Consider the following 23,966-nt stretch of genomic DNA (forward strand, 5'->3'; position numbering starts at 1 on the left):
GATTATCCCCTCCCTTTTTGTATATCTTGAAGAATTTGTTGTGAAGCCCTGTCGAACGATTCCGCTTTTTTGCTATACATCATACATAATGCCCATGTCATAATAAATTGGGCAAAGGCAAAAATCCAAGCCCACGTCACATCGCCAAATGCTGATGTATTTAATACTTTTGAATACGATGTCAAAATAGGTAGTGCGATAAAAAAGCTCAAAAAGAAAATACTCATCGGAACAATGAATTTCCGTTTCTTTTCTAACAGTGCTTGAAATTCTGCTGACTGAACGACTTCTGTATAATTTACCTCACTTTGCAACTTGCGTGCTGAACTATCATCTCGTTTCATTTCCTCTGTCACCTCTCCCTCATTCTTTAAATCCAATCCCTTCGTATAACAAAAAACTAAATTTTATAAATATTCAGAAACTTATACTTAATTTTAGACAATCTTTCCTTCTCTGCAAAGATTTTTCGCTAGACATTTTTCGTCATATTTTTTCAATTTTTTAATATATTTTTGTGAAATAAAGGAAACGTTTATCGTACTACTTCTTGATTTTTCTCTTTCTCTAGATCGCGTGCCGTCTTACTTAATTCAACATCTTTCCCATTTTTATACGTACCAAATAAAAAATCATACACTGGGTTCGACACTCCAAACCAATAATTTTCATTCTTATAATGATGCAATATATGCTGTTTTTTTAACCATCTACCAAAACGAGTCGATGGCCGTATTGGCCTATGTGCGATATAATGTTTCCACTCATACACAAGCAGCATAACAATCATTCCCATTCCAAATGAAAGTGTAATCGTTACATGATTTGTCACTCCATACACAATGAACAAATAAATCGCAAACCCTGGCATGCTATACCAAACTGGTAAAAATAATAGTTTTAAATCATCAGGATACACATGATGATCATAATGTAATCTCTTTAACATTTTCAGTAGAAATGGATTCTTAGGAGGTTTCATATGAAACAAAAACCGATGTGTCACATATTCATTAATTGTATAAAAAATGATCCCCGCAAGGCATGATATAGCCGCTATCCCTGTAAATAATTGCATTTGCAAAATAATGATAAAAAGAATTAGTACTCCAAACATAATGATAATATCATGTTGCAAAAAAAACTCTTTCCATACTCTTTTCATTCACCCTATCCCCTTTCTTCGAACAAACAGCCGTAACATATCGTTACGACCGTTTCTTTTCCTATCTATATTATTCTCTTTAGATTACAAATTTGCTCGCTGTTCTATTGTAGAGAAAAAATTTTGCGAACCAAATATATTTTGTCTCGGTATAATGTGTTCAACTGCAAAGACAGTTACTTCTCCTCTCTGTACCTCTCCAATAATAAGTCCCAATATTTCATGATTTACAGCAAATGTTGGTTGCTTTGTTTGAAGTAATCTTTCAACAGTTTGAAGAATGGCTTCATATAAAGGATCCCTATCCGTTACTTCTTTTCGAATCTTTGGTGCTAATGTAATGATAATTTCTTTTCCATTAACTGTGGTTCGATACATAAAAATCTCCCCTTTAGTCTTATATGAACAACTGTAATGCTTTATATGCAAAATGAATCGAATACCCGACTAAGATAAAGCCAGCTCCCGCTGTAATATAACCGAGTGCCTTTGGCTTAAGCAATGTTCGTCCAAAGTGAACAGAAAAGGCAATATTTAAATTCCACAAAATAATGCCTCCAATGATGCAAAGACTATATAAAAAAGCCTCTTGTTTTGTTACCTTCGTAAGCAGCGAATTAAGTGTACTCCCATATACACCAAACCAAAAAACAAGATTTAACGGATTAGATACCGCAATTAAAAACCCTGCCATAAAGGATTGGCGAAGTCCACCTACCTCTTCTTGTTTATATTCCATATTTGAATGTGAAATTCCTTGTTTTACACTTTGAAATCCTAAATAAAACAATAAGAAAAAACCTATGCAATACATAAATGCTTGTACATATGTATACATAAATACAGAAGATAATCCAAAGTAAATTAAAAGCATAAATAAAATATCTGCACTCATCCCCCCTATCCCAACAAGCCAAGCATGCCAAAAACCACGTTCAATCCCTCTTTTTAACATTTCAATATTAATCGGTCCTACTGGTGCAGCTAATGAAATTCCTAGTATAAATTGCTGTATAATTGCTCCAATCATCGCTATATCCTTTCTATATCTTTTTACTATTAACTAATGAGAATATTGTTAAAAATAGACTAGATTTTATGAAAAATATACATATATAAAATGCCCTTTTTTATCCAAAACATGCAAAAAAGCCGCTCCTTTTGAAGTGCACCCCGATTGTTAGACACAGTCTAACAATCGGGGTGCACTTTTTTTATGGCGGCCTTCATTTCTTCACTTTATGATGAAATGGACATTTCCCTTCGATTGGCTCAATGTCATCTCCAATAAAATATTGCTTCCATTCACGGTGATTCGGATCGCCGTAATGACTAATATTCGGGTGTTTTGGCAATTGGTCCCATTTTTCAACTCGTTCTCTAACCATTTGTCTTGAGTACGAACCTTTCGGCCGATCTCCTTCTAATCCGTCAAATATGATTCGTGGCTGAAATCCAATAATAAGCGAGTTCCCTAAATGTCTCGTTTTTCTTTGTTTATAAGCTGGAGCATTCCCAAACGCAAACATTGGCTCCCCGCCAAATGAAAATTCCCATAAATGATGATCTGGATTTTCTGGAATCTGCTTTGGCCATAATTGATTATCTTCTTCATGTAAATATTGTAGGACCCTCCAAAAATACGCTCGGTAATGTTCAAGTGAGCATTCTTCACGTTCTGGCTCAACAAAAAGAAAAAATCCTCTTCTTACAACGGGTCGTTCGTTCATCAACTGTAAAAAAGTAAGCATTGTCTGTGGTAGATGACTCCAATCATCATGAGACAAGAATGAGTAGCGAAGTTCATTCTTCTTTAAAGCCGTTAAACCAAAATAGCAAGGAAAGGTTGGATCTAGTACAACGTTGGAGAATTTTTCAAATTCTTGCGAAACCCATCTTGGTATATCTATCCTATTTTTCATTCCTTCATTATCTAATAAATAGGACTGATTCATTCTCTCACCTCATTATGTACAATATTCACTTAAATATATTAGAAAAAAAGCTTGTCCTATACCATAAAAAAAACTTGTGTGAAAAATTATTTAAAAATACAAAAATTTAAAACCGCTTACTTGACTAAAATCTACCATTTCGTGTATATTTAAAATATCATTTAGCAGAATATTCGATAATATAGCATTTTCAGTTTTATGGATTCGCAAATATTTCAAATGAACTTCACTAAATGAAAAAGTAATCGTTTTTAGGAGGAATTGTAACATGCAAGGAAAAGTAAAATGGTTTAACAACGAAAAAGGTTTTGGATTTATCGAAATTGAAGGCGCTGACGATGTATTCGTACATTTCACAGCTATTCAAGGCGACGGCTACAAAGCTTTAGAAGAAGGTCAAGAAGTATCTTTCGATATCACTGAAGGAAACCGTGGACCTCAAGCTGCTAACGTAGTAAAACTTTAATCCCACATATAACAGGAGGTTGCCTAATCGGTAACCTCCTTTGTTATTCCTTTGTATATTTCTCTTTTACAGAGTAAAAACTATGTGAAATGTGACAGAATACAAAGGAGGAATGGAGATTGGGTTCCCATGTAAATGATTTTGAAGAAGTAAAATTCCGCGTAGAAACAGCACAAAAAATGGTAGGTTCTGCGACAATTACAATGGATCCAGAATCACTGGAACATGCGACTAATGCAGTTGAATCTGCACGCTCTCAACTTGAAACAATGAAATCTGTTGCAACAGATTTAGATGAGCCTTTTTTAATGAACGAAGAAAAAAAATTAAGTCTATGCGAACATCAATTGAAAGAAGCTAAGCACTAAAAAAGCATCCAGAGATTTACCTCTGGATGCTTTCTTATGATAATTGATCTCCATATTTTTTCAACTTCTCTCCAACAGTACATTGCCGAATACAAAAAGAATGGGCATAGTACTTACTATGCGTTTTCCGATAATGTTCCTGTAAAAAACATCCTTCGCAGTATGTTTCTAGTAAATCATTCACCTCTGTAATGAGCTGCTTTTTCTTCACCTCTGCACCTCTCTATTCGGTTATTTCTTTATGACTGTCAATTACTGTTCCTTCTAATGCTTGCGTTGCCAATTGATGCGCTTCTTTATTTTGTTTTCTTGCTACTGGTTCACAAACAAGCTTTAATTTCATCTTCTTTGCTTTTTGTTCAATCTGATCTAAATAATGATTCAAATGTTCATCGTAGCACGGCCATTCTCCAGCTAATTGCTGAAGGACGACTTGAGAATCGCCATGTAGTGTAACCAGTTCATATTTGATTCCTAATTCCTCTAGCACATTCATTCCATATAATAATGCTGCGTATTCCGCTTCATTATTATCATATATACCGTCTATATAAGCATTTCGACGAATCCGGTACACCTTCTGACCTTTTTTATAGTAAATACAGATACCAATTCCAGCCTCTTTCGTTTCCAGATCATATCCCCCATCAAAGTAAATGCGAATATCTTGTGGCTCCTCTTCTATTTGTTTACTGAGCTTTTTCATCTCTTTTAGCGTCCATTCCGCTCCCATTTCGTCATAAAATAATAATTCCTTTACTCTTCCAGTTTTCTCAAAATCAGTTGCAAATTGAAATGCTTCTTCTATGTTCATATAATCTGTTATTAATTCTGTTTGAAGACCATGTTTTGTTTTATAGAACCAAGTTATTTTGTATTTCATACTATTTCCCCTTATATATATGACTTCATACTTTTTATTTTAATATATATTTTACCTAGAGACACAATATTGTATGCGAATGAAAATGGGGTAATTATTATTTATAACATAACAAAAAAGAGTTGCTACATCACAAGCAACTCTTTCAATACATTTTACATAAATCTCTTAAATTGTACACGTTTATTAATCCCATACATAACAGGCATACCAATTGCCATTACGACAAATTCACCGGCTGCACATGTAAGCCATGTAAATAAGAATGGTAAATCAAATGCAAGATGAAGTTCAATCGCTATCATAAACATGGTAACTGTAAAGATAACTGTATTAAAAATCATCCGAGCCCAGACACCCTTAATAAAACGCATGGAAATAATAGTAGCAAGAAGTGCAAGAACAGATTGTCCCACTCCAAATACTAAATCATACGCAATCATAGGTGAGAAAAAGAGATTTGTTAAAAATACACCTAAGACAATTCCATAAATTGATTTCTTATTAAATACAACGAGATGATTAAACATCTCCGAAATACGAAATTGTACATTCGTAAAGCCAAATGGCTGAATAAGTGCAGAAACAGCAATATATAACGCTGCTAAAATACCATTACCAACTAATGTTTTTATATTCATGACAAAATCTCCTTAGTTTTTTTCCGTGGGATGGTTTCGAACCACGTGATTCGTTTTTAAACAACAATTTTATATTGTACGCAATAGTCAACCATTCGTCAATAGATTCTTCTCATTCACTACCTTTTTTCTTATAGACAACGTATAATAGAAAATATGAAAGATTTAGGAGGTTTCACTTCATGACAGCAACAATTCAAAATGAAAAAGTAATCGTTTCCATCTCTGAAAAAGGTGCAGAGTTACAAAGCGTTCGCTTAAAAGAAGACAACACAGAATATATGTGGCAAGGAGATCCTAAATATTGGGGGCGCCGTGCACCAATTTTATTCCCGATCGTCGGTAGATTAGTGGACAATACATATCATGTAGATGGTAAACCTTATTCATTGACACAACACGGCTTTGCTCGCGATCTTATATTCTCGGTAAAAGAGCAAAACGAAACAAAGATTACATATGCTGTGACTAGCAATCAAGAAACTTTAGAAAAATATCCGTACGAGTTTGAGCTACTTGTATCTTATGAACTAGATGAGCAAAACATACATGTTACTTATGAAGTGATTAACCCTACTTCAAAAGAAATGTTCTTTTCTATCGGAGCACATCCAGGCTTCAATTGTCCTTTAGTAGAAGGTGAATCATTTACAGACTACCACTTATCATTTAATGGCCCTGAACATTTAGAAACAAGCGTTCTAGAAGGACCGTTTCTTTCAAAAGAAAAACAACTAATTGTTGAAAACAAAGCAGAGTTACCACTTACATACGATTTATTCAAAAATGATGCCCTTATTTTTGAAAATATGGATACAAACGAAATTTCTATTCGCTCTCATAAACATAATAAGTTTGTAAAAGTAGCATTTGAAGGGTTCCCATTCGTTGGTGTTTGGACACCAGGTAATGATGCTCCTTTTTTATGTATCGAACCTTGGTATGGAATTGCCGATGAAGTTGAACCAGCAAAAGATTTCAAAGAGAAAAAAGGCGTACAATTCTTACAAGCGAATGAAACATTCACATGCCGCTACAGCATTACAATTGGATAAAGTGAAACTTTAATCAATGAGGGTTTTCTTCATCCCCCACTGATTATTAGCCATCACGAATCGGGCTTTTACGGGCAGCCCCTCTCCCACCTAACTTCTTTGTTTTTGCTGAATTTTGAGGTGGGGGGCTTACTGCACGTTAATGCGGGGTAAAGTGCATTTTTCATATTCAATCCCTCACCTTTAAAATTAGGTGAGGGATTATTATCAGCTAACGCTATATAATAATGGAGGTTGTCAATCTTGATTGAAGTATATATTGATGGTGCATCCAAAGGAAATCCGGGTCCTTCTGGTGCTGGGGTTTTTATTAAAGGTGTGCAGCCAGCTGTGCAATTATCACTACCACTTGGAATCATGTCTAACCATGAAGCCGAATATCATGCATTACTCGCCGCATTAAAATATTGCACAGAACATAATTATAGCATTGTATCTTTTCGTACAGATTCACAGCTTGTTGAACGTGCTATAGAAAAAGAATATGCAAAAAACAAAACATATGCACCACTTTTAGAAGAAGCACTAGCGTACATCAAAAGGTTTGATCTTTTCTTTATAAAATGGATTCCAAGTAGTCAAAACAAAGTTGCCGATGAATTAGCTAGAAAAGCCATTTTACAAAATTAATGGGGGTTTTTAGTATGAAAAAAGGATGGATTGCTCCTCTCGCTTTATTATTTGTCTCCTTTATTTGGGGATCCACGTTTGTTGTCGTTCAAAATGCAATGTCATTTGTTGGGCCATTTACTTTCAATGGTATTCGTTTTTTATTTGCTGGAATCATTTTATTATTTGTCCAATTCACGTTCTCGAAAAAAACTTCAAAACAAGAAATTCAACATAGTAGTATTGCTGGTTTAATTGTCGGATTTTTCTTATTTGTCGGTTATTTATTACAAACATTTGGATTACTCTATACCACTTCTTCTAAAGCAGGATTTTTAACTGGACTCAGTATTGTTATGGTTCCAATTCTTTCATTTATCTTTTTAAAACAAAGAGCTACACCTTTTATCATACTTGGCATTACCGCTGCAACAGCTGGCTTATATTTACTAACCGCTGGTGACTCTTTTCAATTGAATATTGGTGATATACTCGTTCTCGGCTGTGCAATTGCCTTTGCAGCACATATTCTCATTAACGGGTTCTTTTCCAAAAAAATCTCACCTTTATTACTAAGCACAGCCCAAGTATTATCTGTTGGAATTTTCTCTTCCATCTGTGCTTTTTTATTTGAGGATTGGGAGAAATTATTTTCACTCTCTTTATGGACCAATTCTGCTTTTTTATTTGCTCTACTTGCAACATCCCTATTTGCAACATCAATCGCCTTTTTTATTCAAACAGCTGCACAAAAACATATATCCCCAACAAGAGTTGCCATTATTTTCGCAATGGAGCCTGTCTTTGCCGCATTGACAGGTGTACTTGTCGCAAACGAACAGCTTTCCATTTCCGCAGTGCTTGGTTGTCTTTGTATTTTCTTAGGTATGATCTTTGTTGAACTTCCTTCAAAAACAAAAAAAGAAGCGCAGGCTGCGTGATGTTACGCTTGTAACATCCGCATAAAAGCCTTTGCGCTTTTTTTATCAGTAATTTTCTCTTCCTTTAATCGTTCTAATAAAGCGATAAAATAACTGCCATCAAATTGCAATTGATGTTTAATTGTTGCCTCAATCGCTGCATTCACAAGCCCATCAGATGCACCTGTATATCCTTGACCAAACATAATAAACCCTTGTGCATCCTCTGATAATTTAAATCCTTTTGTGTGTAAGAATGACAGATAATCTTGTACTGTTTGCATGCTGTTCCCACCTACCAAAAAATTCTCCACTTCCTATCATACATGTTTTAAGGCTTTATGAGAATGCATTTTCTTTGACAATCTTTCTTAAATTTCTTGATTTCCTAATAGATAAAAATAACATTACTATCGCAAGAAAATTCAAATATAGTCCTAACCAGATAATTAAACTACATTTTAAAATAAATCCACCAATAAAAAGGATTCACTTACAGCATCTAGAAATAGACATAGTGAACCTAGATTAACGTTAACTTTTTTCACGTCCCATCTATCTTAATTGTCCTATTTGGGACTTAAACTGAAAGGATAGTTGCCTACAAATAACGAGGTTAACAGAAATTCATACATTTTAATTGAAAAGGGGATATTTAATGAAACAAGCACTATTAATCATTGATGCACAGCAAGAACTGATTGACGGTAACGAACAAGAAACTGCAGTATTTCATAAAGAGCAATTATTAACGAACATAAATATAGCCATTCAAAAAGCACTTCAAGCAAATGCTCTTATTATTTTCGTCAGGGATACTGATGTCGCTTCCGGCATGGGGAAAGGATTTCAAGTACATGAGGAAATCAGAATTCCGCATGTAGCACAAATCATAGACAAACAAGCAACCAATTCATTTTATAACACCTCTTTACATACGATTTTAAAAGAGAAAGAAATTGGTCATCTTGTTATAGGTGGTTGTAAAACCGAGCATTGTATTGATACTGCCGTTAGAACAGCAACTGTACAGGGATTTGATGTCACCTTAATCAAAAACGGTCATTCCACAAATGATTCTACGATTTTATCAGCCCAGCAAATTATTGAACATCACAATAAAACACTACATGGTCATTATAATGTCGATCATTTTTCTATTGTTAGAGATGTCGAGGAAGATTTATTTTCCCCTATTCATAATCAATATCGTGAGTAGAAAAATGGTATTCATAAATGAAAAAAGATTCCTTTTTTAAAAGGAATCTTTTTTCATCCAAATACCTGTGCAGCAATTCCATATAATTCACCATTTCGTTTCAAAAATTGAGTGCTGTTTTTCAACATAATTGGTGGCTGATCTACCTTTTGAAATCCAGCTGTCTCGAGTACTTCCATAAACATTTCTTTTCCTTCTGGTACATCAATTCTAAGTTTTCCCTTATAATCTTTTGCCAAATGATGAACAATGCCACTTGCGATATTATCAGTTAGTGCAACAGTAGGTCCTATAATTCTATTTTCTGGAGTTTGCACACTCATTCCATATCCCACAATATTATTTTCTCTGTCTTTTACAACTACACATTGTTCAGATTGTTCGATTCTTCTCTGTATAAAATTACGTCTATTTACACCGAAAGCCGCTTCATCTAATTTCACAATTCTATCACTATCTCCTTCATCGTAATCCATAAAAATGTATTGCTTACTTCCGTCGTAATCTTTAGGAGTTACATACTGATTGCATATATATTTTGAAACATGACTAACCACTTGAAACCCTAATTTTTCATATAAAGGTTCTCCCTCTTTTGTAGCAATAAGCATAATCGGTGTCTTTTCTGAAACACTTCTTATACAAGCCTCTGTAATCCTTCTGCCAATCCCTTTCCCTTTATACTGCGGATGTACAATGACCATGCCAATAGATGCTAGTTTCTCTCCATATGAGATGATAGCTGCACTGGCAATTATTTCACCCTTCTCATTCTTTTCTCCATATACAATTCCTGATTGAAAAATAGTTTTGATTTCTCCTGAGCTATAATCCCAACCAACTGATTCGGATAAATGAATAAGACACGGGATATCTTTTTCCTCAATTCTCTCTATTACAATCACTATCTATCCTCCTTCTATATTCCATTAATGAATGTCTCCATACAACTCCCTTAAACATTCGAACTAGAAAAGCACTTATTATTTAACTGCAATATCATAACAAATTATTTTATCAATATTCCATTCAATTCTTTCTGAAATATCATAATTTCTAAATCACTTTTTAGCATCTTTTCAATGTCATATTTCATAATACACTCTCTTACCTCTGGTTGAAAAATAACAATGGCACCATACTTATCTTGAAACCATTTTTGTTGTCTTAGTAACTTGAATTTTTTGTTAACGATCCTTTGTTTTTTTGATGGAACAGAAAGAATTAACTGTAACGCCATCTTTTCTATTAACTCACTCATTTCATTCCCCTTCTTTCTCTGTTACAAACCCACTCTTACGTATGATCAATATATAAAACCCCTTCGAGCCATGCATGAAGGGATTTTATATAATTTTTTATCCCGCATTAACGGGCAGTAAGACCCCCACCTCAAAATTCAAAGAGTACCGAGCAAGATGGGATCAACTTGCCCATAAAATCCCGATTCGTGAGGGCTAATAATCAGTGGGGATGAAGACCTCCCCACTGGTTAAAGTTTCACTTTATCATATTCAACTACTCGATGCAGAATATGCCGCATGTCTCTTTTCAATTTTTTCTTCTATTTCTCTTATGTTCTCTTTATCGTTCAATAACAATTGTTTATTTTCTATCAATAATTGTTTAAAGGATTTTCTAATTTTTTTTCGCATGTTTCTTTTCCTCCTTCACGATTACAAATAACTTATCAAAGGATTATTTATATGAAAGATAAGTAATTATCTGTGTAGTTTTATAATAAAAGATTCGTGTGAAATCTATTTGAATTTCACATGAAAACTATGTATTTTTTCTGATAACTTTATCAATTAAAAGAAATTACATAAAAAATAACGCCTAATCAAAATGTATTTGATCAGACGTTATCTATAGTGATAAGCAACCTCTCTAGCATTGCTTTTACAGCATATTTATAAATATTTCAGGTCTTCCCCAGTTCATTTCTCCGCAAACAAATCGTACTTTCTCTTCATCAATTGTATGCAGTCCTTTGTCTAGCGCACATGAAATTGGAACTTCACAATGAATTTGTGCTAATTGTAATGATATATTTAAGTTCTCTAAATCACTTTCAATTTTTGTGCGCTGCGCTTTTGTTAATGCCGCTATATTTTCTAGCACTGCCGCTACTGTACCATGTTCTTGAATGAGTTTATATGCTGTCTTCTCACCAATTCCTTTTACACCTGGATAGTTATCACTCGTGTCTCCCATAAACGCTTTCGCGTGAACGATTTGCCAAGGCTCTACACCTTTTTCTTCCATAATCTTCTCTGGTGTATAATACTCATAGTTTCCAATACCCTTACGAAGAAGCATTACGGTAACGTGCGTATCAACAAGTTGTAGTAAATCTGTGTCGCCTGTTAAAATATATACTTCCGCCTCACTAGCGTATTCTTTTGCTAATGTACCAATACAGTCATCTGCTTCATAGCCTTTCATACCAATTACAGGAATCGATAACTTTGAAGTCATCTCTTGCACCAGATCAAATTGTGGAATCAATTCTTCTGGTGGTGCCACGCGGTTTGCTTTATAGTTTGAGAACGATTCGGTTCGGAATGTCGTACTTCCCATATCCCAGCACGTTACAATATGCGTCGGTTCAATCGCTTGCGCTGCTGTTAATAAATGTTTCATATAACCATGAATCCCGTTTGTTGGGGTACCATCTTGTCGTTTCATAAATTGTCCATAAACACTTGTTGCGTAAAAAGCACGAAATAATAGTGCCATACCATCAACTAACAATACTTTTTTCATAATTCCTCTCCTACTAACAAAAAATAATAACCTCACGTTATCTCGTAAGGTTATATAAACAGATTACCATTCTACGTTTCTATTCAACTTTACCTATTATACAATGTTTTTATATATTTAGCACCACTAACGGTTTAAGATGTTTGGTTACCGCATGTATGAAGTAATCCAGAATACGTATTTTTACCTGTTGAAACGACCACAGCCTTCGCAGTTCCATTTACAATATGTGTACCTTTAAAACATACATTTTCAAGTTGAAGTGGATTGTAGTCTTTCATTCGTTTTAATGGGATAAAACGTTTGCGTTCAAGATGATAACAGCTTTCAAATTTCTCTACGTTCGTTTCTTTTCCCGTTAGCAAAGATTCATCTACTAACAAGTTTTCTGCATAAATAATGCGTACATCAGCTGGAACTGTATCACCTGCTGAAAGAAAGACCATATCCCCTGGAACAAGCTCTTCAACAGGAAGTTTCATTATTTTCGATTCACTATTCGTTCCTGCAATGGTACATCCTTCTAATCTAGAAACAGTTGCTGTTACAATTTCACACTGATTTTCATTACAAACACGTTGTTTTGAAAATCCAGGAATCATTCCACCTAATTTCATCAAAACATCAGTAAGGATTGCTCGCTTAGAAGCTAATTCATTTTTCCCGTACACATGAATACGTTTCTGTGCTTCTTTAATAGAAAGGCCATCTCTTGTTGTTTTAAAATAAGCAAATACAGACTTCACATCTCTTGTTGCAATTTCAATTAACAAGTCTTTATTTTGTTTTAACATAGATTGTTCTTTCATCATTCTTTTATTTTGTTTATGAGACATGTTACCCACAAGTTTATTTACATATAACATATTATCGTCTCCTCCTTTACAACATAGGAAGAAACGCTTTGTTTCTCAATTTATCTCACTTTAACAACTCATTTATTTCTACAGCTCGTTAAAGTGTACCACGTTTAGCTCATAACTATCGGCTGAACGTTATCTTATGATAAATATAGAGGGAGGAACAAATCGTTTCCTGCCTACATCATATATTTTTGTTTCAAAGTATATGGGTAACGGAACCGAGTCAGAATTTGACATGCTCCTCACCTCCTCTTTCATTTTTTAGTCAGTATTTATACTATGAAAATGGTCATAGTTTGTTAATAAAAAGACCTCTACTCATAAGCGAGTAAAGGTCATTACATACATAAATAAGCGATTCCTAATCAACATAGAAATCTGCGAACCTCTCCCTCGCCGAGTTTTAGCACTGTATAGCATAGGTACATTACCAGCTACGTTAAGAAAAACCTTAATTCGATCATTCCTGTTGACCCATTGGCGTCTCTCGACATTTTTGGGCAGTAGCATTTCTCTATACAGGAGCCTCACCTAACAGAGACTTATTTTTTTATTATATAAAAAATGTTACTCCTATTTAAAATAGATGTCAATACTTTGAATTCAAAGTTTCTCAATATGTTAAACACCCAGCAATCACAATTCCGATGGAAATTGATAAAAACATAAGGAAAAGTCCGACAGCCTGATTATCATCCTCAATACTTTGATTAATATTAAAGCGCGGTGTACACCATTCAGCTAAATAAAACACAATAATTTGCGCTAATATTCCAATCGCTCCCCATAAAATCATATCCATTAGTGAAACAGAATGGGCAGCAGTTGAATACAAGACGATAGCAAGACCAAGAATTCGTCCTCCAAGTGTGTAGCTTGCTGCTTTATTCCCTTTCGCCATTAACGAAAATTCCTTCACTTTTGTTGTCACTTCCATAAGAAAAAGACCGATACATAAAAGACCGATTGAAACCCCTAAATAAAGTAAGAAATTTATCATTTATAATCCTCCTTTTTAATTCCTACAGGTAAATAATAAGATTCATTCCCCGTAATTTTTTCACCAGCACGTATACCAATACTACTTGGCTTCCCGGCAATTAAAAATGATCCAAATACATACGATAACTCCTCGTTCCCTTTTTCAGTCTCAAGAGAAACGACGGGAAGCTTTGTATACTTTTGAAATACAGGAAGCTCTCTTTTATACGTTTGATATGAATTTTGATCAATAATTTTGATATCTTTATCACGAATTGTAACTGTGTCGCCTTCTCTACCGAACGAAGGTTTTTGAACAAAAGAATTTTTTCCTAAAAACAGATCTGGTTCTAAGTAAGTAGGGAGCATGTATTCTTTAATCCATTGTTGTTCCTCATTTGTATAAAAAGCACCTGCCTCCGCTAATCCCCAGATGAGACATTGAACCGATTTCGGCTGCAGTAGAAAAGATGAAATCGGATTTATAATAAAAAGCTTTCCTTCCTTTACAAGTTGTAATAACTCAACCCCTACAAGATCTCCGTTTTTTGGATCGCGGTCCTCTACTAAGTGTTCAATAGGATATGTCTGGCGATACAAAACATCAATTCGCACACCATCTCCGTCCAATAAAGCCTCTTCAGTAATTCTGAGTTCTGACATTGACACCACTTTGTTGCTAACCTGACATAGCTGACTCAAATACCGAGTTGTATTCCAATCTTCTATATGTTCCTGATGGGCTGTAAAGACAACGTTTGGTCTTTCTATCCCCTTAGCCGCTTCCATCACAGCTTTTGTGATGCCAGAAGAGAGAAGACGTTCCTGATTCTCATTTGGATCATGATAATCTAATTCTTTGCAAACCTCTCCATTGATTTGAAAGCATTCCATGATAAAAGTCGGAGTATCACTATTAAACTCAAGCAATTTGATACCATCATCCGTCAAAGCAAAATCAAATCTCGAAATAATAGATTCAGGAAATAAAGATTTCATTCTGATAAAAGGCAGACTTGAAGATGGAAAGCCAAGTTCAAGAAGTTGGGCGTCAGACAAAGTCCGAAGCAACCTAGCAGTCTTAAAAAATACTTCTCCCATTCGTTCTGTTGCTAACTGCAAGGCTTGAATAGTTTTTTCTGAGATCTCAAAAACATGAAAAAGGCTGTACTCACTCCCGTATAAATCAGACCAGAATTGGGGAAATCTTGAATAAAATTGATTTCGTTTCTTTATGTAACGCGACATAATCTAACCTCCAAATCCACCCTTTGAACCGCTTCCAATTCCCCCTTTAAAATTAGATGAAGCTTGATAGGACTTAAATTCAGAAGAATTTTTGAAGGTTGATTTATTTTGATAGTATCTACCACCGTAATAATAACTCCCATGAGAACTTGAACGGCTATCATCGCATCGCCATACGCCAAGTTCATCATCCCAATCCCAATCTGCACAACTCTTATCTTTTGGTTTTGGAGGAAGATCTTCTGTACAGCCAGATAAAGTACCGGCCACTAAAGATGTCAGAACACCTGTTACTAACCATTTGGTTTTTGTCACTTTCCAACGCCCCTTTATATATTATATTTTTATTATAAAAGAATTCATGATAAAGTAGAAGAAAAAGAAAGAGGGATTACAATTGCGGTTAGAATATCGACTCAATGATGAAACGAAACAATATCCTGCCCTATGGAACTATGCCGATATTTCTGTGTCTGAAGCCGTCGCAAGAATGACTTGTGAGTACTTTATTAAAGAAGGAGATACATATGTCGTAACAGCGACCGCGATGGATCCCGACGGAACAGCTGTATTATATGTGCAAAAAGAAACGTTCTTCGATGATCCTTCAGAACCTACATATTCCCATATAGGTTTTGAGATTAGAGAACTACAAGAAGTAAATTCGATTTTAATAGAAAGTAAAGATGTATGGACCCATGACGAGATCTTAACATATCTTCATTCAGATATTTTGTACGTTCAAAAAGACGGAATATTTATGGAATTCACCTTAGATTCCAGAGAGATTGATGAAGACCGAAAATGCTATGTTTATTATGGTAATTTTACAGGTGAACACAGATAAAGTGAAACTTTAATCAGTGGGATTTCTTCATCCCCCACTGATTATTAGCCCTCAGGATAACAATCAAATGAAACTCCCATCATTAGGAGTTTCATTTGATTTCTAATATTTTTATGCGTTCCACACAATGAAATTCCAATCATTTTTAGCGTACGAAAAAATGTTCCTACAACAAAAAAACCTTACGTATAAAACGTAAGGTTTTTATATAGCCCCACACATGCCGTTCTCTCTAGATGTCCATAAACCTGCTCTCACAGGTGGATGTTCTCATAAATGCTTTCAGCTTCCTTCTTAAAAAGATGGCATGCTGTCTACATTTAGATATTGAACTTCCATATTATACTTATTGGTTTAAGACATACATAAGCTACGTACACCGTAGGAATTTTATATAATGTTAGTTGAAATAAGACCCCCGCACGTGCCGTCCCTCGTAAATGTCCAAAAACCCGCTACTCGCAGGTGGATGCTCTCACAGCTACCGTACATCTTCCTCCACAAAGAAGGCTTGATGATGGTCACTAAATATTGAGCTTCCGTATAACTAACATCGGTTTTAGACATAAATAAGTTACGTACACCGCAGGATGTTTTATTTACTTGTCGTTATCTTATCACATTGCATGCAATGTGTAAAATGTAATGTTTTGAAGCAATTTCTTGCTTGTGACCTTATTTTAATACAAAATATTTTTGCATGCAAGAGGTTACTGTCCTTCTTTTACAATTTGGTTTTCTGGATAAGAAATCCAATCACTCCAACTCCCTGCATATAACTTCACGTTACGAAAACCAGCTATTTGTAACGCTAATACATTCGGACATGCGGTTACACCAGATCCGCAATAGACGATTGTTTCTTTTTCTTTATTAAGGGGACGGAAACGTTCCTCTTGTTCCTCTTTACCTTGGAATTGACCTTCCGCTGTGATTCCACCTTTCCAGAAATAGTTTTCTGCCGTTGGTATGTGACCAGCCTGAGGGTCAACGAGTTCTTCGACGCCAGCATAACGATTCGGCTCTCTCGAATCAATCAACGTAACATCTGCATTTGTACGGATTTTTTCTTTCACACCCTCCATCGTTACAAGCATGTTGTCTTGTACATTGGGTATGAATTTTTTCCGTTCAATGGTTGGAACTTCCGCTGGTGTAGATAAATTTTGTTCTTTCCAAGCAGGAAATCCACCATTTAATACATGTACTTTTTGATGTCCTACATATGTTAGTAGCCACCATAGACGCGAAGCCATTGCACCAGCTTGACTGTCATACGCAATAACTGTCGTATGTTCATCAATACCAGCTTTAGAAAGTTTTTCAACAAAATCCTGAATAGCTGGAAGTGGATGACGGCCGCCATGCTCGGTAACAGGACTTGATAAATCAAGATTCAAATCAAAATATATCGCATGAGGAATATGTTCTTTTTCATACTGTTCTCTTCCCCAATTTGGATTAGCTAAGTCAAAACGACAATCGACTATGCGGACATGCTCATCTTCTATGTGATCACGTAACCATTCGACTGTAACAATCATACTTAACGACCTTCTTTCTCTTGCAGGCGACCTACATACTCCATAACCATATCTTCTGTTACAATTTTACGTTGTGGTGCAACACCTCGTTTAGCAAGATTATTAATTTGCTTCGTTACCATGTTAATTGCATCTACTGAAAAATGTTTTCCATTTGACGCAAGTGCTACTGCCGCTTCAATTGCCGCTTCACGCTGTGCTTCTAACTGTAAAAATGTTGTCACAATTTCATTTTGTTTACGAGAATGTGCTGTAATTGCTTTATGTACTTCCATCTTCTCTTCCCCCTAAATAATTTATACTTTCTTGCCAAATAGCTTCATAAGAAAATGACTAAAGTTCCATTGTAAGTCGAATCATATCTCGGCATACAATTCCATTTTCAATAATCTCTTCTTCATAATGCTTCGAAAAGTAATCAAAATCAATAGAAAAAATACGAAAACCACATTTTTGATACAATGCAAGCTGTGTAACACTAGAATTTCCTGTTCCTATTCCAAGTGTATGCATATGATGTTCCTTCGCTGTTTGCATTGCATGCTGCAGCAACTGCCTGCCGATTCCTTTTCCTTGCATCTCTTCTAAAACAGCAAGATTCATAATTTCCATCGTTTGTGGCCTTGTTTCAAGCAATACATATACACCTATAACATTTTCTTCCTCTTTCGCAACATAGATAAGACCGCGCTGCAAATATGCCTGAATTTGCGCCTCACTCGGATCAGCGAGCAATAGCAATGACTTCGGCGCTATGTCTTTAGAAATGCGTTCTATTACAATTCTCATAAAATTCCTCCTTTCTCTCTTGTTCTAAACCCTCCTTGTCTACCATAAGTAATACAAAGGAGGGATTCACCATGGACAACAATGAGAAAAAGTGCAACGTCATCTCGATTGATGGAAAGAAAAAGAAAAACGGAACATATTCCCACCCAAAATTAGTTGTAGATGGAAAAACATATGAGTTTTCTTCGTTCGTCTTATGCGGTGAAACACCAGATGGTAGACGCTTAGTTCTTACCCATATGATTTCTACAGATGAATTTGCAGGATTCGTAAAATCACTGGATGCTGTACTGCAAAAGAAAATTGAACGAATCTTTTTTTCATAGAGCTTATCAAATATGAATTTCCTTTTCGATTGCTGTTAACTGTTTCCTTAATTGTTCCTTACTTTGTTCATATAACGACACATCAATTGTTTCCGCTAAAGCAAATAAAATACTCGCATAGTATTGCTTAACATCTTCCTGTATTACTGTTCGGAATAAGTCCCATTTCAATTCCCATTCTTGTTTATAATGTTGGATAAATAATTTTTCTTCATCAGCTACATATTGAGATACGACAGGATCAAGTGATTCTTTAGTATCTTCCTGCATTCCTGCTTTATCATTTTTTTCAAAGAAACTTTTCTCATTTTTGAAATGAGATAATGCCTTTTTAAAATGTTTTATTTCTATAGAAGGAAACGGCTCTTTATGCGTAATAACTCGGTATTCATACTCCGCTGTCCCGTTCATAGAAATAGATTCATTTTCCAACTTACATTTTACTACAATTTCATCCTTTGCTCGCTGCATCGCTTCATCCATCCATTTTTCAAGACGCAGTGACGTTGCACGCATTTCTTGTAGTAAATCATGCTGAATGAAGGAGACAAGTTCCATAAGACATTCTTGCAGCTTGATTTTTACATTTCCATCTGTTCGAAGAGATGCCGGGTTAATAAATTCAGTAAACACATCGTTATAACGTAGAAATAGACGTTGCTGCACATAATATAACAGTTCTTTCACTTCATTTTGCATCGCTTGCTCTTCAGCAAGTACACTATACGATGAAATAATATGAAGTAGTTGCTCACGTTCTGCTTCATATTTTTTTATTTGCTTTTCTTTTTCATCATTCCCTTGCTTCGCTCCTTGTATCATATTGATAAGAAGCTTATCTGCACTTTGCAATGCACTATATAAAGAATGAACAGATACAAGCATTAAATCGCGCATCATAAAGGATGTAAATGACTCTTCAAACTTTGTAATCCCCGAATTTTTCAAAATCCCATACTTTTCTTTTTCTATATGCTTTCCTTGTTTCTCTTCAAGCGCACATAAACTTGATATTGCAAATAGACGTGGATTTCGGATACCATATTGCAGAAGCTGATCTGCAATATATCCTTTTACCATTTCAAGTTCCTCCTCAGACTGTGCTAAGTCTGCTGCATTAATTAAGAAGAACATTTTATCCAGCGCAAATGTATCTTTCACGCGACCAAGCTGAATTAAAAATTCACGATCCGCCCTTGAAAAGACATGATTGTAGTATGTTACAAATAAAATCGCATCAGCATTTTTAATATATTGGAATGCAACATCTGTATGCCGAGCATTAATAGAATCTGCTCCTGGTGTATCAACAAGTGCAACACCTTGTCTCGTTAAAGCACAATCGTAGTACAGTTCCATATATTCAACAAAACATGATTTTTCTTCGTTCGCTACATAATCCGAGAACTCTTCTAACGTAACTTGTACTTGTTCTCCCAAATGATGAGAAATCGCTTGATGTCCCCTCTGTACCGCACGTAAAAAACTAAACGTTGTTTTTTGTTTTCCGCTAGGTGATGGATATTTTAGGATCGTATCTATTTGTGATAATGCTTCTTCAAATGTCTCAATTTCATAATGAAACAATTTATAAACTGCTTTCATATCTTCTAATAGCGCCTGCTTCGATTTAAACTGAACAATTACTGTGCCATGAGGTTTATCTTCTGTAATCGGTAAAATTTGATTAATCGTCGCCGTTGTTGGATTTGGTGATACTGGGAGTACATTCGCACCAAGCAATGCATTTGCAAATGATGATTTCCCTGCACTAAAAGCTCCAAACAAAGCTACTGTAAATTGTTTTGTTTCAACACGCTTTCTTTTCCCTACGATTTCTTGATGTAAATGCTTAAGTGTAGGAAGTTGTTCTAATATCGTTTCTGCCTCTTTTACTTGCTCTAATATACGATGCATATTTAATGTTACTGTTGTTTTTTTATTTTCTTCCTTATACGAAATGCTGTCGCTTTGTACCTCTTGTTCTTGTAATGTAAATTTCTCATTTACAACATGCTTCTTACCTTGTAATACTTTTTCTACTTGTAATCCATCTGGCGCCGGTACATGATCGCCCCAAATACCTTGTAAGTATTTCTCATATTTATCATACGCCTCAATATATTGTAATTTCGTTTCCTTTGCCGTCTGTAACAGCGTATATTGTTCAATTTCTTGTTCAATATTGACAAGCTCTTTCTTCATTTTTTTCTGTAAAACGCTCGTACTTTTTTCGAAAATTTGCTGCGCTTGCATAAAATATCTTTTCTTCAATTCATTCGCAACATCCGCTGTATAAAGAAGTAAGTAATCTCCTGTAAATCCTGCACCTTGTTTAATGACTTCTGCTAATAATTCAGGGCCAAAAGAAATTTGCATTGCATATATGTCTTTTCCTATTTCTTCTGTAAACAACCTTTCCTCTTTTAAGAAAGCCACAATAAACTCTTTCACATGGAAATCAAGCTGCGTTTCAACAGTCTTCCCTAGAGCTGAATAAAAGGCATCTAAACGCCGCTGTTTTTCTTGCTCTGTTTTTCCTTTTGCAAATAACAAACCAACTTTAAATTTCGTTAATTTCGTTTCTAAGTATTGATTTGCTAGCTCTCTCATTTCAAACGGCATTAAGTAAGCGTTATCTAATATCGCTTGCAAACCTTTTATAAACTCATTTCTCACATCGGATTCTTTATTAGCCACACGTTGTTTATTTCCAATAAGCCCTTCCTTTTTTTCAACTATGTCTGCAAGCGATAGAGGTGATGCTAATTCTTTTTGATAGGGCATTAATTGTTTTTCATTTTCTGAAAGAATAAATGAAAAATGTTCTTGTAATAAATATGCCGTTTCTCTTTCCATGCCATTTCTCACATACTGTTCACGCTCTTTCATAATAGAAGAAAGCAATTTCTCTAATCTTTGAATTTCATTATGTGAATGGTTCATCATTCGTAAAGAAGTATAAAAAATGCCATCTACTTCAATATCCCAGTTAGAAAAGGATTGGCTCACACTTTTTCTATAATCCTCAAATGATAGCTCCTGTTCTTTATGCTTATCGATCTGATTTACAACAAGATAAACCGTTTTATTACGCTGCTTTAATTCTTTCACAAATTGCAAATTCACTTCTGATTGAACATGGTTATAGTCCATCATGTAAAAAATAACATCCGCAAGATGGAGCGTTGATTCTGTTGCTAATTGATGCGCATCATCTGTTGAATCAATTCCAGGTGTATCAACGAGCATGACACCATCAGGAATCGGCGCATCATTTCGATAAATATGAACACCAATTATTTCATCACCATTTTTACAAAGTTGCTTCAATTCTTCCGCTGAATATGCACCGTCATATTCATAGTGCTCCCCAGATTTCACTGTCACAACAACACGATCCTGTCCCTTTTCAATTTTAACAACGTTTGCACTTGTCGGAATCGGACTTGTTGGTAATAGCTGCGCTTTATATAAGTGGTTCATCATTGTCGATTTTCCAGCAGAAAAATGACCGCAAAAAGCAATCATAAGCTGTTCTTCCTTATATTTTTGAATCACTTCAAACAATTTCAAGCTATTCTCCGCGTCACCATGTTTCTGCCATTCTTCATAAAAACAAACAAGTTTTTTCATACTGTTTGTCTGTACTATGTTTGTCATCCCCTTGTTCCCCTTTATTCCAAGATGTATATACCCTATTATCATACTAAATTTTCAGGATATTCTCATTAAAAATAAAAAATCCCTTTCATTCTTTTTACAGATGAAAGGGATTCTATGTAAGTTTGTTCATTTTGTTGCTCCGACTCCATTTAACACATATTTTGTAACGATAGCATACACAGCAACCGTTCCTGCAACTAATGCATATACCATATTCATCACACCAACCTTTTTGATAATGATTATCACTTTTGCATACATTTTATCATTAAAGAGAATCATTATCAATATTAATTTCTAAAAAAGAAGCTCCTTGAAAATAAGGAGCTTCTTTACTACCTGTTTTAAAGGAGTGAAAAACTTGCTGTGCATCCTTATTATATCTCATAACAAACATCTTAACAGTTTCAAAAACTGGAAATTCCCCTCTCTCCTTTTCTTTACATTATTGTATAATAAAAGAGATTTATTTAAAGGAGGAAAACAATGACACAAAACATTTCACAAGGCGAGAGGATTCATTCTATTGATATTATTAGAGGAATTGCTGTATTCGGTATTTTTCTCGTTAACTGGCCCGTGATTGCTGGTGTTGATTCTCGTGACATTACAGGAAGTTATGAAGGGTTAGACAGCTATATTCGCCTATTTTATGACATGTTTATTCAAACAAAATTTTATACTATTTTTTCATTTTTGTTTGGATTAGGCTTTTTCATTTTTATGCAGCGTGCTGAAGCGAAAACAGATCATCCAAAAACATTATTCGTTCGTCGACTTCTCATTTTATTATTATTCGGCTTCTTGCATTACGTCCTTTTATGGGATGGTGATATTTTACATAGCTATGCAATTGCGGGGTTTTTCTTATTATTATTTTACAAAAGACAACCACATACCATTTTAGTATGTTCATTGATTCTATTAAGTCTTTTCCAACTATTTATGTTATTAGCTAGCATCATGATCGCTTTTATACCAATAGAAGAATTAACATCTTCTCTACCCATTATGCCATTAGAAAATTGGAGCGTACAAGTACAAGATCGCTTGCATGCCTTTTACTCTGAATCCATTGGGTTAAACATTTCAATGCTTCCAGAAACAGTTGGTTTATTCTTACTCGGCTTATACGCTGGCAAAAAAGACATTTTCCGCCGAGCAAAAGAATTAGATTCCAAACTAAAAAAGTGGCAAATCATTATGTTTATCTTAACACTTCCAATGTGGTTCTTTATGATTCGTTACTTTGTAACAAAACAGCCTTATGAACCAATCTACATGAGTGGTTTTACAATGTTTAGTGGGAAAACTTTATTTATCTTTTACATCCTCACACTTATGCGTTTATTACAAAAGAAGCAATGGCAAAAATTATTACAGCCTTTCCAATATGTAGGGCGAATGGCACTAACAAACTACATTTCACACACAGTAATTACATTGATTGCGTTCGGTCTATTTTTCAAAAATTATTTACCGGTTCCATTATGGATAGGCCCGCTATTTTGTATTAGTTTTTATACACTACAAATCTTTATTAGCCGCTGGTGGCTCTCTCATTATCAGTATGGCCCACTTGAATACATTTGGCGCCTTGGTACATATGGGAAATTGATGCCAATCAAAAAGAAAAGCAAGGTCTCGTGACG

30 protein-coding genes, 2 other RNA genes and 2 riboswitches are annotated in these 23,966 nt (G+C 35.0%); of the genes, 9 read left to right on the plus strand and 23 right to left on the minus strand.

Annotated elements, in window-relative coordinates; translation table 11 throughout:
• Nucleotides 1–2 precede the first annotated feature (2 nt).
• From AAIE21_RS06795 to AAIE21_RS06815, 5 genes are all read right to left on the minus strand, one after another.
• Nucleotides 3–344, minus strand: a complete 342-nt coding sequence (locus AAIE21_RS06795) for a DUF485 domain-containing protein (RefSeq protein ID WP_343266069.1) — start codon at nucleotides 342–344, stop codon at nucleotides 3–5.
• A 191-nt stretch (nucleotides 345–535) separates the two neighbouring features.
• Entirely contained in the window at nucleotides 536–1,165 is a 630-nt protein-coding gene (locus AAIE21_RS06800) for a sterol desaturase family protein (RefSeq protein ID WP_343266070.1), read from the minus strand.
• 84 nt (nucleotides 1,166–1,249) lie between these two features.
• On the minus strand, nucleotides 1,250–1,543 hold the full coding sequence (locus tag AAIE21_RS06805; protein ID WP_343266071.1) for a cytoplasmic protein: 294 nt from the start codon (nucleotides 1,541–1,543) through the stop codon (nucleotides 1,250–1,252).
• Between the two features lie 19 nt (nucleotides 1,544–1,562).
• The gene (locus tag AAIE21_RS06810) at nucleotides 1,563–2,195 is read right to left on the minus strand and encodes a LysE family transporter (protein ID WP_343266072.1); all 633 of its coding nucleotides are present in this window, start codon (nucleotides 2,193–2,195) and stop codon (nucleotides 1,563–1,565) included.
• Nucleotides 2,196–2,391: 196 nt separating this feature from the next.
• Nucleotides 2,392–3,120 (minus strand): YqcI/YcgG family protein, encoded by a 729-nt coding sequence (locus AAIE21_RS06815; RefSeq protein ID WP_343266073.1) that lies wholly within the window; start codon nucleotides 3,118–3,120, stop codon nucleotides 2,392–2,394.
• Nucleotides 3,121–3,388: 268 nt separating this feature from the next.
• On the opposite strand from AAIE21_RS06815, the gene cspB reads away from it, so the two are divergent.
• Together cspB and AAIE21_RS06825 are read left to right on the plus strand one after the other, a co-directional pair.
• Nucleotides 3,389–3,586: a cold shock-like protein CspB gene (gene cspB, locus AAIE21_RS06820; protein ID WP_343266074.1), complete on the plus strand. Its 198-nt coding sequence runs from the start codon at nucleotides 3,389–3,391 to the stop codon at nucleotides 3,584–3,586.
• 119 nt (nucleotides 3,587–3,705) lie between these two features.
• Nucleotides 3,706–3,954 (plus strand): DUF2564 family protein, encoded by a 249-nt coding sequence (locus AAIE21_RS06825; protein WP_343266075.1) that lies wholly within the window; start codon nucleotides 3,706–3,708, stop codon nucleotides 3,952–3,954.
• 34 nt (nucleotides 3,955–3,988) lie between these two features.
• Here the strand turns inward: AAIE21_RS06825 and AAIE21_RS06830 are convergent, their stop codons facing one another.
• The 3 genes from AAIE21_RS06830 to AAIE21_RS06840 all read right to left on the minus strand — a co-directional run bounded on the left by AAIE21_RS06830 (nucleotide 3,989) and on the right by AAIE21_RS06840 (nucleotide 5,478).
• Nucleotides 3,989–4,165, minus strand: a complete 177-nt coding sequence (locus AAIE21_RS06830; RefSeq protein WP_343266076.1) for a zinc-finger domain-containing protein — start codon at nucleotides 4,163–4,165, stop codon at nucleotides 3,989–3,991.
• 12 nt (nucleotides 4,166–4,177) lie between these two features.
• Nucleotides 4,178–4,837, minus strand: coding sequence for a ribonuclease H family protein (locus AAIE21_RS06835; RefSeq protein ID WP_343266077.1), 660 nt, complete (start codon nucleotides 4,835–4,837; stop codon nucleotides 4,178–4,180).
• 155 nt (nucleotides 4,838–4,992) lie between these two features.
• Nucleotides 4,993–5,478: a QueT transporter family protein gene (locus tag AAIE21_RS06840; protein ID WP_343266078.1), complete on the minus strand. Its 486-nt coding sequence runs from the start codon at nucleotides 5,476–5,478 to the stop codon at nucleotides 4,993–4,995.
• Nucleotides 5,479–5,484: 6 nt separating this feature from the next.
• Nucleotides 5,485–5,529, minus strand: a riboswitch (PreQ1 riboswitch).
• A 131-nt stretch (nucleotides 5,530–5,660) separates the two neighbouring features.
• On the opposite strand from AAIE21_RS06840, the gene AAIE21_RS06845 reads away from it, so the two are divergent.
• From AAIE21_RS06845 to AAIE21_RS06855, 3 genes are all read left to right on the plus strand, one after another.
• Nucleotides 5,661–6,533 (plus strand): aldose 1-epimerase family protein, encoded by an 873-nt coding sequence (locus tag AAIE21_RS06845; RefSeq protein WP_343266079.1) that lies wholly within the window; start codon nucleotides 5,661–5,663, stop codon nucleotides 6,531–6,533.
• A 243-nt stretch (nucleotides 6,534–6,776) separates the two neighbouring features.
• Nucleotides 6,777–7,163 (plus strand): reverse transcriptase-like protein, encoded by a 387-nt coding sequence (locus AAIE21_RS06850; protein ID WP_343266080.1) that lies wholly within the window; start codon nucleotides 6,777–6,779, stop codon nucleotides 7,161–7,163.
• 14 nt (nucleotides 7,164–7,177) lie between these two features.
• A complete protein-coding gene (locus AAIE21_RS06855) occupies nucleotides 7,178–8,083 on the plus strand; it encodes a DMT family transporter (RefSeq protein WP_343266081.1) in 906 nt (301 codons plus the stop codon).
• A 2-nt stretch (nucleotides 8,084–8,085) separates the two neighbouring features.
• Here AAIE21_RS06855 and AAIE21_RS06860 read toward each other — a convergent pair whose 3' ends face one another.
• Nucleotides 8,086–8,346 (minus strand): DUF6123 family protein, encoded by a 261-nt coding sequence (locus AAIE21_RS06860; protein WP_343266082.1) that lies wholly within the window; start codon nucleotides 8,344–8,346, stop codon nucleotides 8,086–8,088.
• Nucleotides 8,347–8,720: 374 nt separating this feature from the next.
• Here AAIE21_RS06860 and AAIE21_RS06865 point away from each other — a divergent pair, with 374 nt between their 5' ends.
• Complete coding sequence (locus tag AAIE21_RS06865) at nucleotides 8,721–9,281, plus strand: isochorismatase family protein (RefSeq protein ID WP_343266083.1); 561 nt, start codon at nucleotides 8,721–8,723, stop codon at nucleotides 9,279–9,281.
• A gap of 53 nt (nucleotides 9,282–9,334) precedes the next feature.
• Here the strand turns inward: AAIE21_RS06865 and AAIE21_RS06870 are convergent, their stop codons facing one another.
• The 8 genes from AAIE21_RS06870 to AAIE21_RS06905 form a co-directional block, all read right to left on the minus strand.
• A complete protein-coding gene (locus tag AAIE21_RS06870) occupies nucleotides 9,335–10,189 on the minus strand; it encodes a GNAT family N-acetyltransferase (protein ID WP_481858666.1) in 855 nt (284 codons plus the stop codon).
• Nucleotides 10,190–10,290: 101 nt separating this feature from the next.
• Nucleotides 10,291–10,542, minus strand: a complete 252-nt coding sequence (locus AAIE21_RS06875) for a hypothetical protein (protein ID WP_343266085.1) — start codon at nucleotides 10,540–10,542, stop codon at nucleotides 10,291–10,293.
• Between the two features lie 253 nt (nucleotides 10,543–10,795).
• The gene (locus AAIE21_RS06880; protein ID WP_343266086.1) at nucleotides 10,796–10,936 is read right to left on the minus strand and encodes an FbpB family small basic protein; all 141 of its coding nucleotides are present in this window, start codon (nucleotides 10,934–10,936) and stop codon (nucleotides 10,796–10,798) included.
• Nucleotides 10,937–11,183: 247 nt separating this feature from the next.
• Nucleotides 11,184–12,050: a 5'-3' exonuclease gene (locus tag AAIE21_RS06885; protein ID WP_343266087.1), complete on the minus strand. Its 867-nt coding sequence runs from the start codon at nucleotides 12,048–12,050 to the stop codon at nucleotides 11,184–11,186.
• Nucleotides 12,051–12,184: 134 nt separating this feature from the next.
• Nucleotides 12,185–12,916, minus strand: coding sequence for a P-type ATPase actuator domain-containing protein (locus tag AAIE21_RS06890; protein WP_343266088.1), 732 nt, complete (start codon nucleotides 12,914–12,916; stop codon nucleotides 12,185–12,187).
• A 379-nt stretch (nucleotides 12,917–13,295) separates the two neighbouring features.
• A riboswitch (M-box (ykoK) riboswitch) is annotated at nucleotides 13,296–13,459 on the minus strand.
• A 67-nt stretch (nucleotides 13,460–13,526) separates the two neighbouring features.
• Nucleotides 13,527–13,913, minus strand: coding sequence for a DUF350 domain-containing protein (locus AAIE21_RS06895; RefSeq protein ID WP_343266089.1), 387 nt, complete (start codon nucleotides 13,911–13,913; stop codon nucleotides 13,527–13,529).
• The gene (locus AAIE21_RS06900) at nucleotides 13,910–15,142 is read right to left on the minus strand and encodes a glutathionylspermidine synthase family protein (RefSeq protein ID WP_343266090.1); all 1,233 of its coding nucleotides are present in this window, start codon (nucleotides 15,140–15,142) and stop codon (nucleotides 13,910–13,912) included. Before AAIE21_RS06900 ends, AAIE21_RS06895 begins: the two co-directional genes overlap by 4 nt.
• 3 nt (nucleotides 15,143–15,145) lie before the next feature.
• The gene (locus tag AAIE21_RS06905) at nucleotides 15,146–15,457 is read right to left on the minus strand and encodes a hypothetical protein (RefSeq protein WP_241815504.1); all 312 of its coding nucleotides are present in this window, start codon (nucleotides 15,455–15,457) and stop codon (nucleotides 15,146–15,148) included.
• Nucleotides 15,458–15,539: 82 nt separating this feature from the next.
• Here AAIE21_RS06905 and AAIE21_RS06910 point away from each other — a divergent pair, with 82 nt between their 5' ends.
• Entirely contained in the window at nucleotides 15,540–15,989 is a 450-nt protein-coding gene (locus AAIE21_RS06910; RefSeq protein WP_343266091.1) for a hypothetical protein, read from the plus strand.
• Between the two features lie 207 nt (nucleotides 15,990–16,196).
• Here the strand turns inward: AAIE21_RS06910 and ssrS (AAIE21_RS06915) are convergent.
• The 5 genes from ssrS (AAIE21_RS06915) to AAIE21_RS06935 all read right to left on the minus strand — a co-directional run bounded on the left by ssrS (AAIE21_RS06915) (nucleotide 16,197) and on the right by AAIE21_RS06935 (nucleotide 18,322).
• Nucleotides 16,197–16,380: non-coding RNA, 6S RNA (ssrS, locus tag AAIE21_RS06915), on the minus strand.
• Nucleotides 16,381–16,401: 21 nt separating this feature from the next.
• Nucleotides 16,402–16,584: non-coding RNA, 6S RNA (gene ssrS, locus AAIE21_RS06920), on the minus strand.
• Nucleotides 16,585–16,699: 115 nt separating this feature from the next.
• The gene (locus AAIE21_RS06925; protein WP_343266092.1) at nucleotides 16,700–17,533 is read right to left on the minus strand and encodes a sulfurtransferase; all 834 of its coding nucleotides are present in this window, start codon (nucleotides 17,531–17,533) and stop codon (nucleotides 16,700–16,702) included.
• A 2-nt stretch (nucleotides 17,534–17,535) separates the two neighbouring features.
• Complete coding sequence (locus AAIE21_RS06930; RefSeq protein ID WP_090692404.1) at nucleotides 17,536–17,808, minus strand: DUF2533 family protein; 273 nt, start codon at nucleotides 17,806–17,808, stop codon at nucleotides 17,536–17,538.
• Nucleotides 17,809–17,866: 58 nt separating this feature from the next.
• Nucleotides 17,867–18,322, minus strand: a complete 456-nt coding sequence (locus AAIE21_RS06935; RefSeq protein ID WP_343266093.1) for a GNAT family N-acetyltransferase — start codon at nucleotides 18,320–18,322, stop codon at nucleotides 17,867–17,869.
• A gap of 71 nt (nucleotides 18,323–18,393) precedes the next feature.
• Here AAIE21_RS06935 and AAIE21_RS06940 point away from each other — a divergent pair, with 71 nt between their 5' ends.
• Nucleotides 18,394–18,648 (plus strand): DUF3931 domain-containing protein, encoded by a 255-nt coding sequence (locus AAIE21_RS06940; RefSeq protein ID WP_000369734.1) that lies wholly within the window; start codon nucleotides 18,394–18,396, stop codon nucleotides 18,646–18,648.
• A 6-nt stretch (nucleotides 18,649–18,654) separates the two neighbouring features.
• Here AAIE21_RS06940 and AAIE21_RS06945 read toward each other — a convergent pair whose 3' ends face one another.
• The gene (locus AAIE21_RS06945) at nucleotides 18,655–22,311 is read right to left on the minus strand and encodes a dynamin family protein (protein WP_343266094.1); all 3,657 of its coding nucleotides are present in this window, start codon (nucleotides 22,309–22,311) and stop codon (nucleotides 18,655–18,657) included.
• Nucleotides 22,312–22,800: 489 nt separating this feature from the next.
• Between AAIE21_RS06945 and AAIE21_RS06950 the strand changes: the two genes are divergently transcribed.
• The gene (locus tag AAIE21_RS06950; RefSeq protein WP_343266095.1) at nucleotides 22,801–23,964 is read left to right on the plus strand and encodes a DUF418 domain-containing protein; all 1,164 of its coding nucleotides are present in this window, start codon (nucleotides 22,801–22,803) and stop codon (nucleotides 23,962–23,964) included.
• Nucleotides 23,965–23,966: the final 2 nt, after the last annotated feature.

Origin of the sequence: Paenibacillus sp. 102 (genome assembly GCF_039549175.1) — a bacterium.
Lineage (GTDB): Bacteria > Bacillota > Bacilli > Bacillales > Bacillaceae_G > Bacillus_A.

Bases quoted from the DNA above. Each gene is read 5' to 3' on its own strand.
- AAIE21_RS06795 (WP_343266069.1), bottom strand. From the start codon at position 344: ATGAAACGAGATGATAGTTCAGCACGCAAGTTGCAAAGTGAGGTAAAT.
- AAIE21_RS06800 (WP_343266070.1), bottom strand. From the start codon at position 1,165: ATGAAAAGAGTATGGAAAGAGTTTTTTTTGCAACATGATATTATCATT.
- AAIE21_RS06805 (WP_343266071.1), bottom strand. From the start codon at position 1,543: ATGTATCGAACCACAGTTAATGGAAAAGAAATTATCATTACATTAGCA.
- AAIE21_RS06810 (WP_343266072.1), bottom strand. From the start codon at position 2,195: ATGATTGGAGCAATTATACAGCAATTTATACTAGGAATTTCATTAGCT.
- AAIE21_RS06815 (WP_343266073.1), bottom strand. From the start codon at position 3,120: ATGAATCAGTCCTATTTATTAGATAATGAAGGAATGAAAAATAGGATA.
- cspB (WP_343266074.1), top strand. From the start codon at position 3,389: ATGCAAGGAAAAGTAAAATGGTTTAACAACGAAAAAGGTTTTGGATTT.
- AAIE21_RS06835 (WP_343266077.1), bottom strand. From the start codon at position 4,837: ATGAAATACAAAATAACTTGGTTCTATAAAACAAAACATGGTCTTCAA.
- AAIE21_RS06840 (WP_343266078.1), bottom strand. From the start codon at position 5,478: ATGAATATAAAAACATTAGTTGGTAATGGTATTTTAGCAGCGTTATAT.
- AAIE21_RS06845 (WP_343266079.1), top strand. From the start codon at position 5,661: ATGACAGCAACAATTCAAAATGAAAAAGTAATCGTTTCCATCTCTGAA.
- AAIE21_RS06855 (WP_343266081.1), top strand. From the start codon at position 7,178: ATGAAAAAAGGATGGATTGCTCCTCTCGCTTTATTATTTGTCTCCTTT.
- AAIE21_RS06860 (WP_343266082.1), bottom strand. From the start codon at position 8,346: ATGCAAACAGTACAAGATTATCTGTCATTCTTACACACAAAAGGATTT.
- AAIE21_RS06865 (WP_343266083.1), top strand. From the start codon at position 8,721: ATGAAACAAGCACTATTAATCATTGATGCACAGCAAGAACTGATTGAC.
- AAIE21_RS06875 (WP_343266085.1), bottom strand. From the start codon at position 10,542: ATGAGTGAGTTAATAGAAAAGATGGCGTTACAGTTAATTCTTTCTGTT.
- AAIE21_RS06880 (WP_343266086.1), bottom strand. From the start codon at position 10,936: ATGCGAAAAAAAATTAGAAAATCCTTTAAACAATTATTGATAGAAAAT.
- AAIE21_RS06885 (WP_343266087.1), bottom strand. From the start codon at position 12,050: ATGAAAAAAGTATTGTTAGTTGATGGTATGGCACTATTATTTCGTGCT.
- AAIE21_RS06890 (WP_343266088.1), bottom strand. From the start codon at position 12,916: ATGTTATATGTAAATAAACTTGTGGGTAACATGTCTCATAAACAAAAT.
- AAIE21_RS06895 (WP_343266089.1), bottom strand. From the start codon at position 13,913: ATGATAAATTTCTTACTTTATTTAGGGGTTTCAATCGGTCTTTTATGT.
- AAIE21_RS06900 (WP_343266090.1), bottom strand. From the start codon at position 15,142: ATGTCGCGTTACATAAAGAAACGAAATCAATTTTATTCAAGATTTCCC.
- AAIE21_RS06925 (WP_343266092.1), bottom strand. From the start codon at position 17,533: ATGATTGTTACAGTCGAATGGTTACGTGATCACATAGAAGATGAGCAT.
- AAIE21_RS06930 (WP_090692404.1), bottom strand. From the start codon at position 17,808: ATGGAAGTACATAAAGCAATTACAGCACATTCTCGTAAACAAAATGAA.
- AAIE21_RS06935 (WP_343266093.1), bottom strand. From the start codon at position 18,322: ATGAGAATTGTAATAGAACGCATTTCTAAAGACATAGCGCCGAAGTCA.
- AAIE21_RS06940 (WP_000369734.1), top strand. From the start codon at position 18,394: ATGGACAACAATGAGAAAAAGTGCAACGTCATCTCGATTGATGGAAAG.
- AAIE21_RS06945 (WP_343266094.1), bottom strand. From the start codon at position 22,311: ATGACAAACATAGTACAGACAAACAGTATGAAAAAACTTGTTTGTTTT.
- AAIE21_RS06950 (WP_343266095.1), top strand. From the start codon at position 22,801: ATGACACAAAACATTTCACAAGGCGAGAGGATTCATTCTATTGATATT.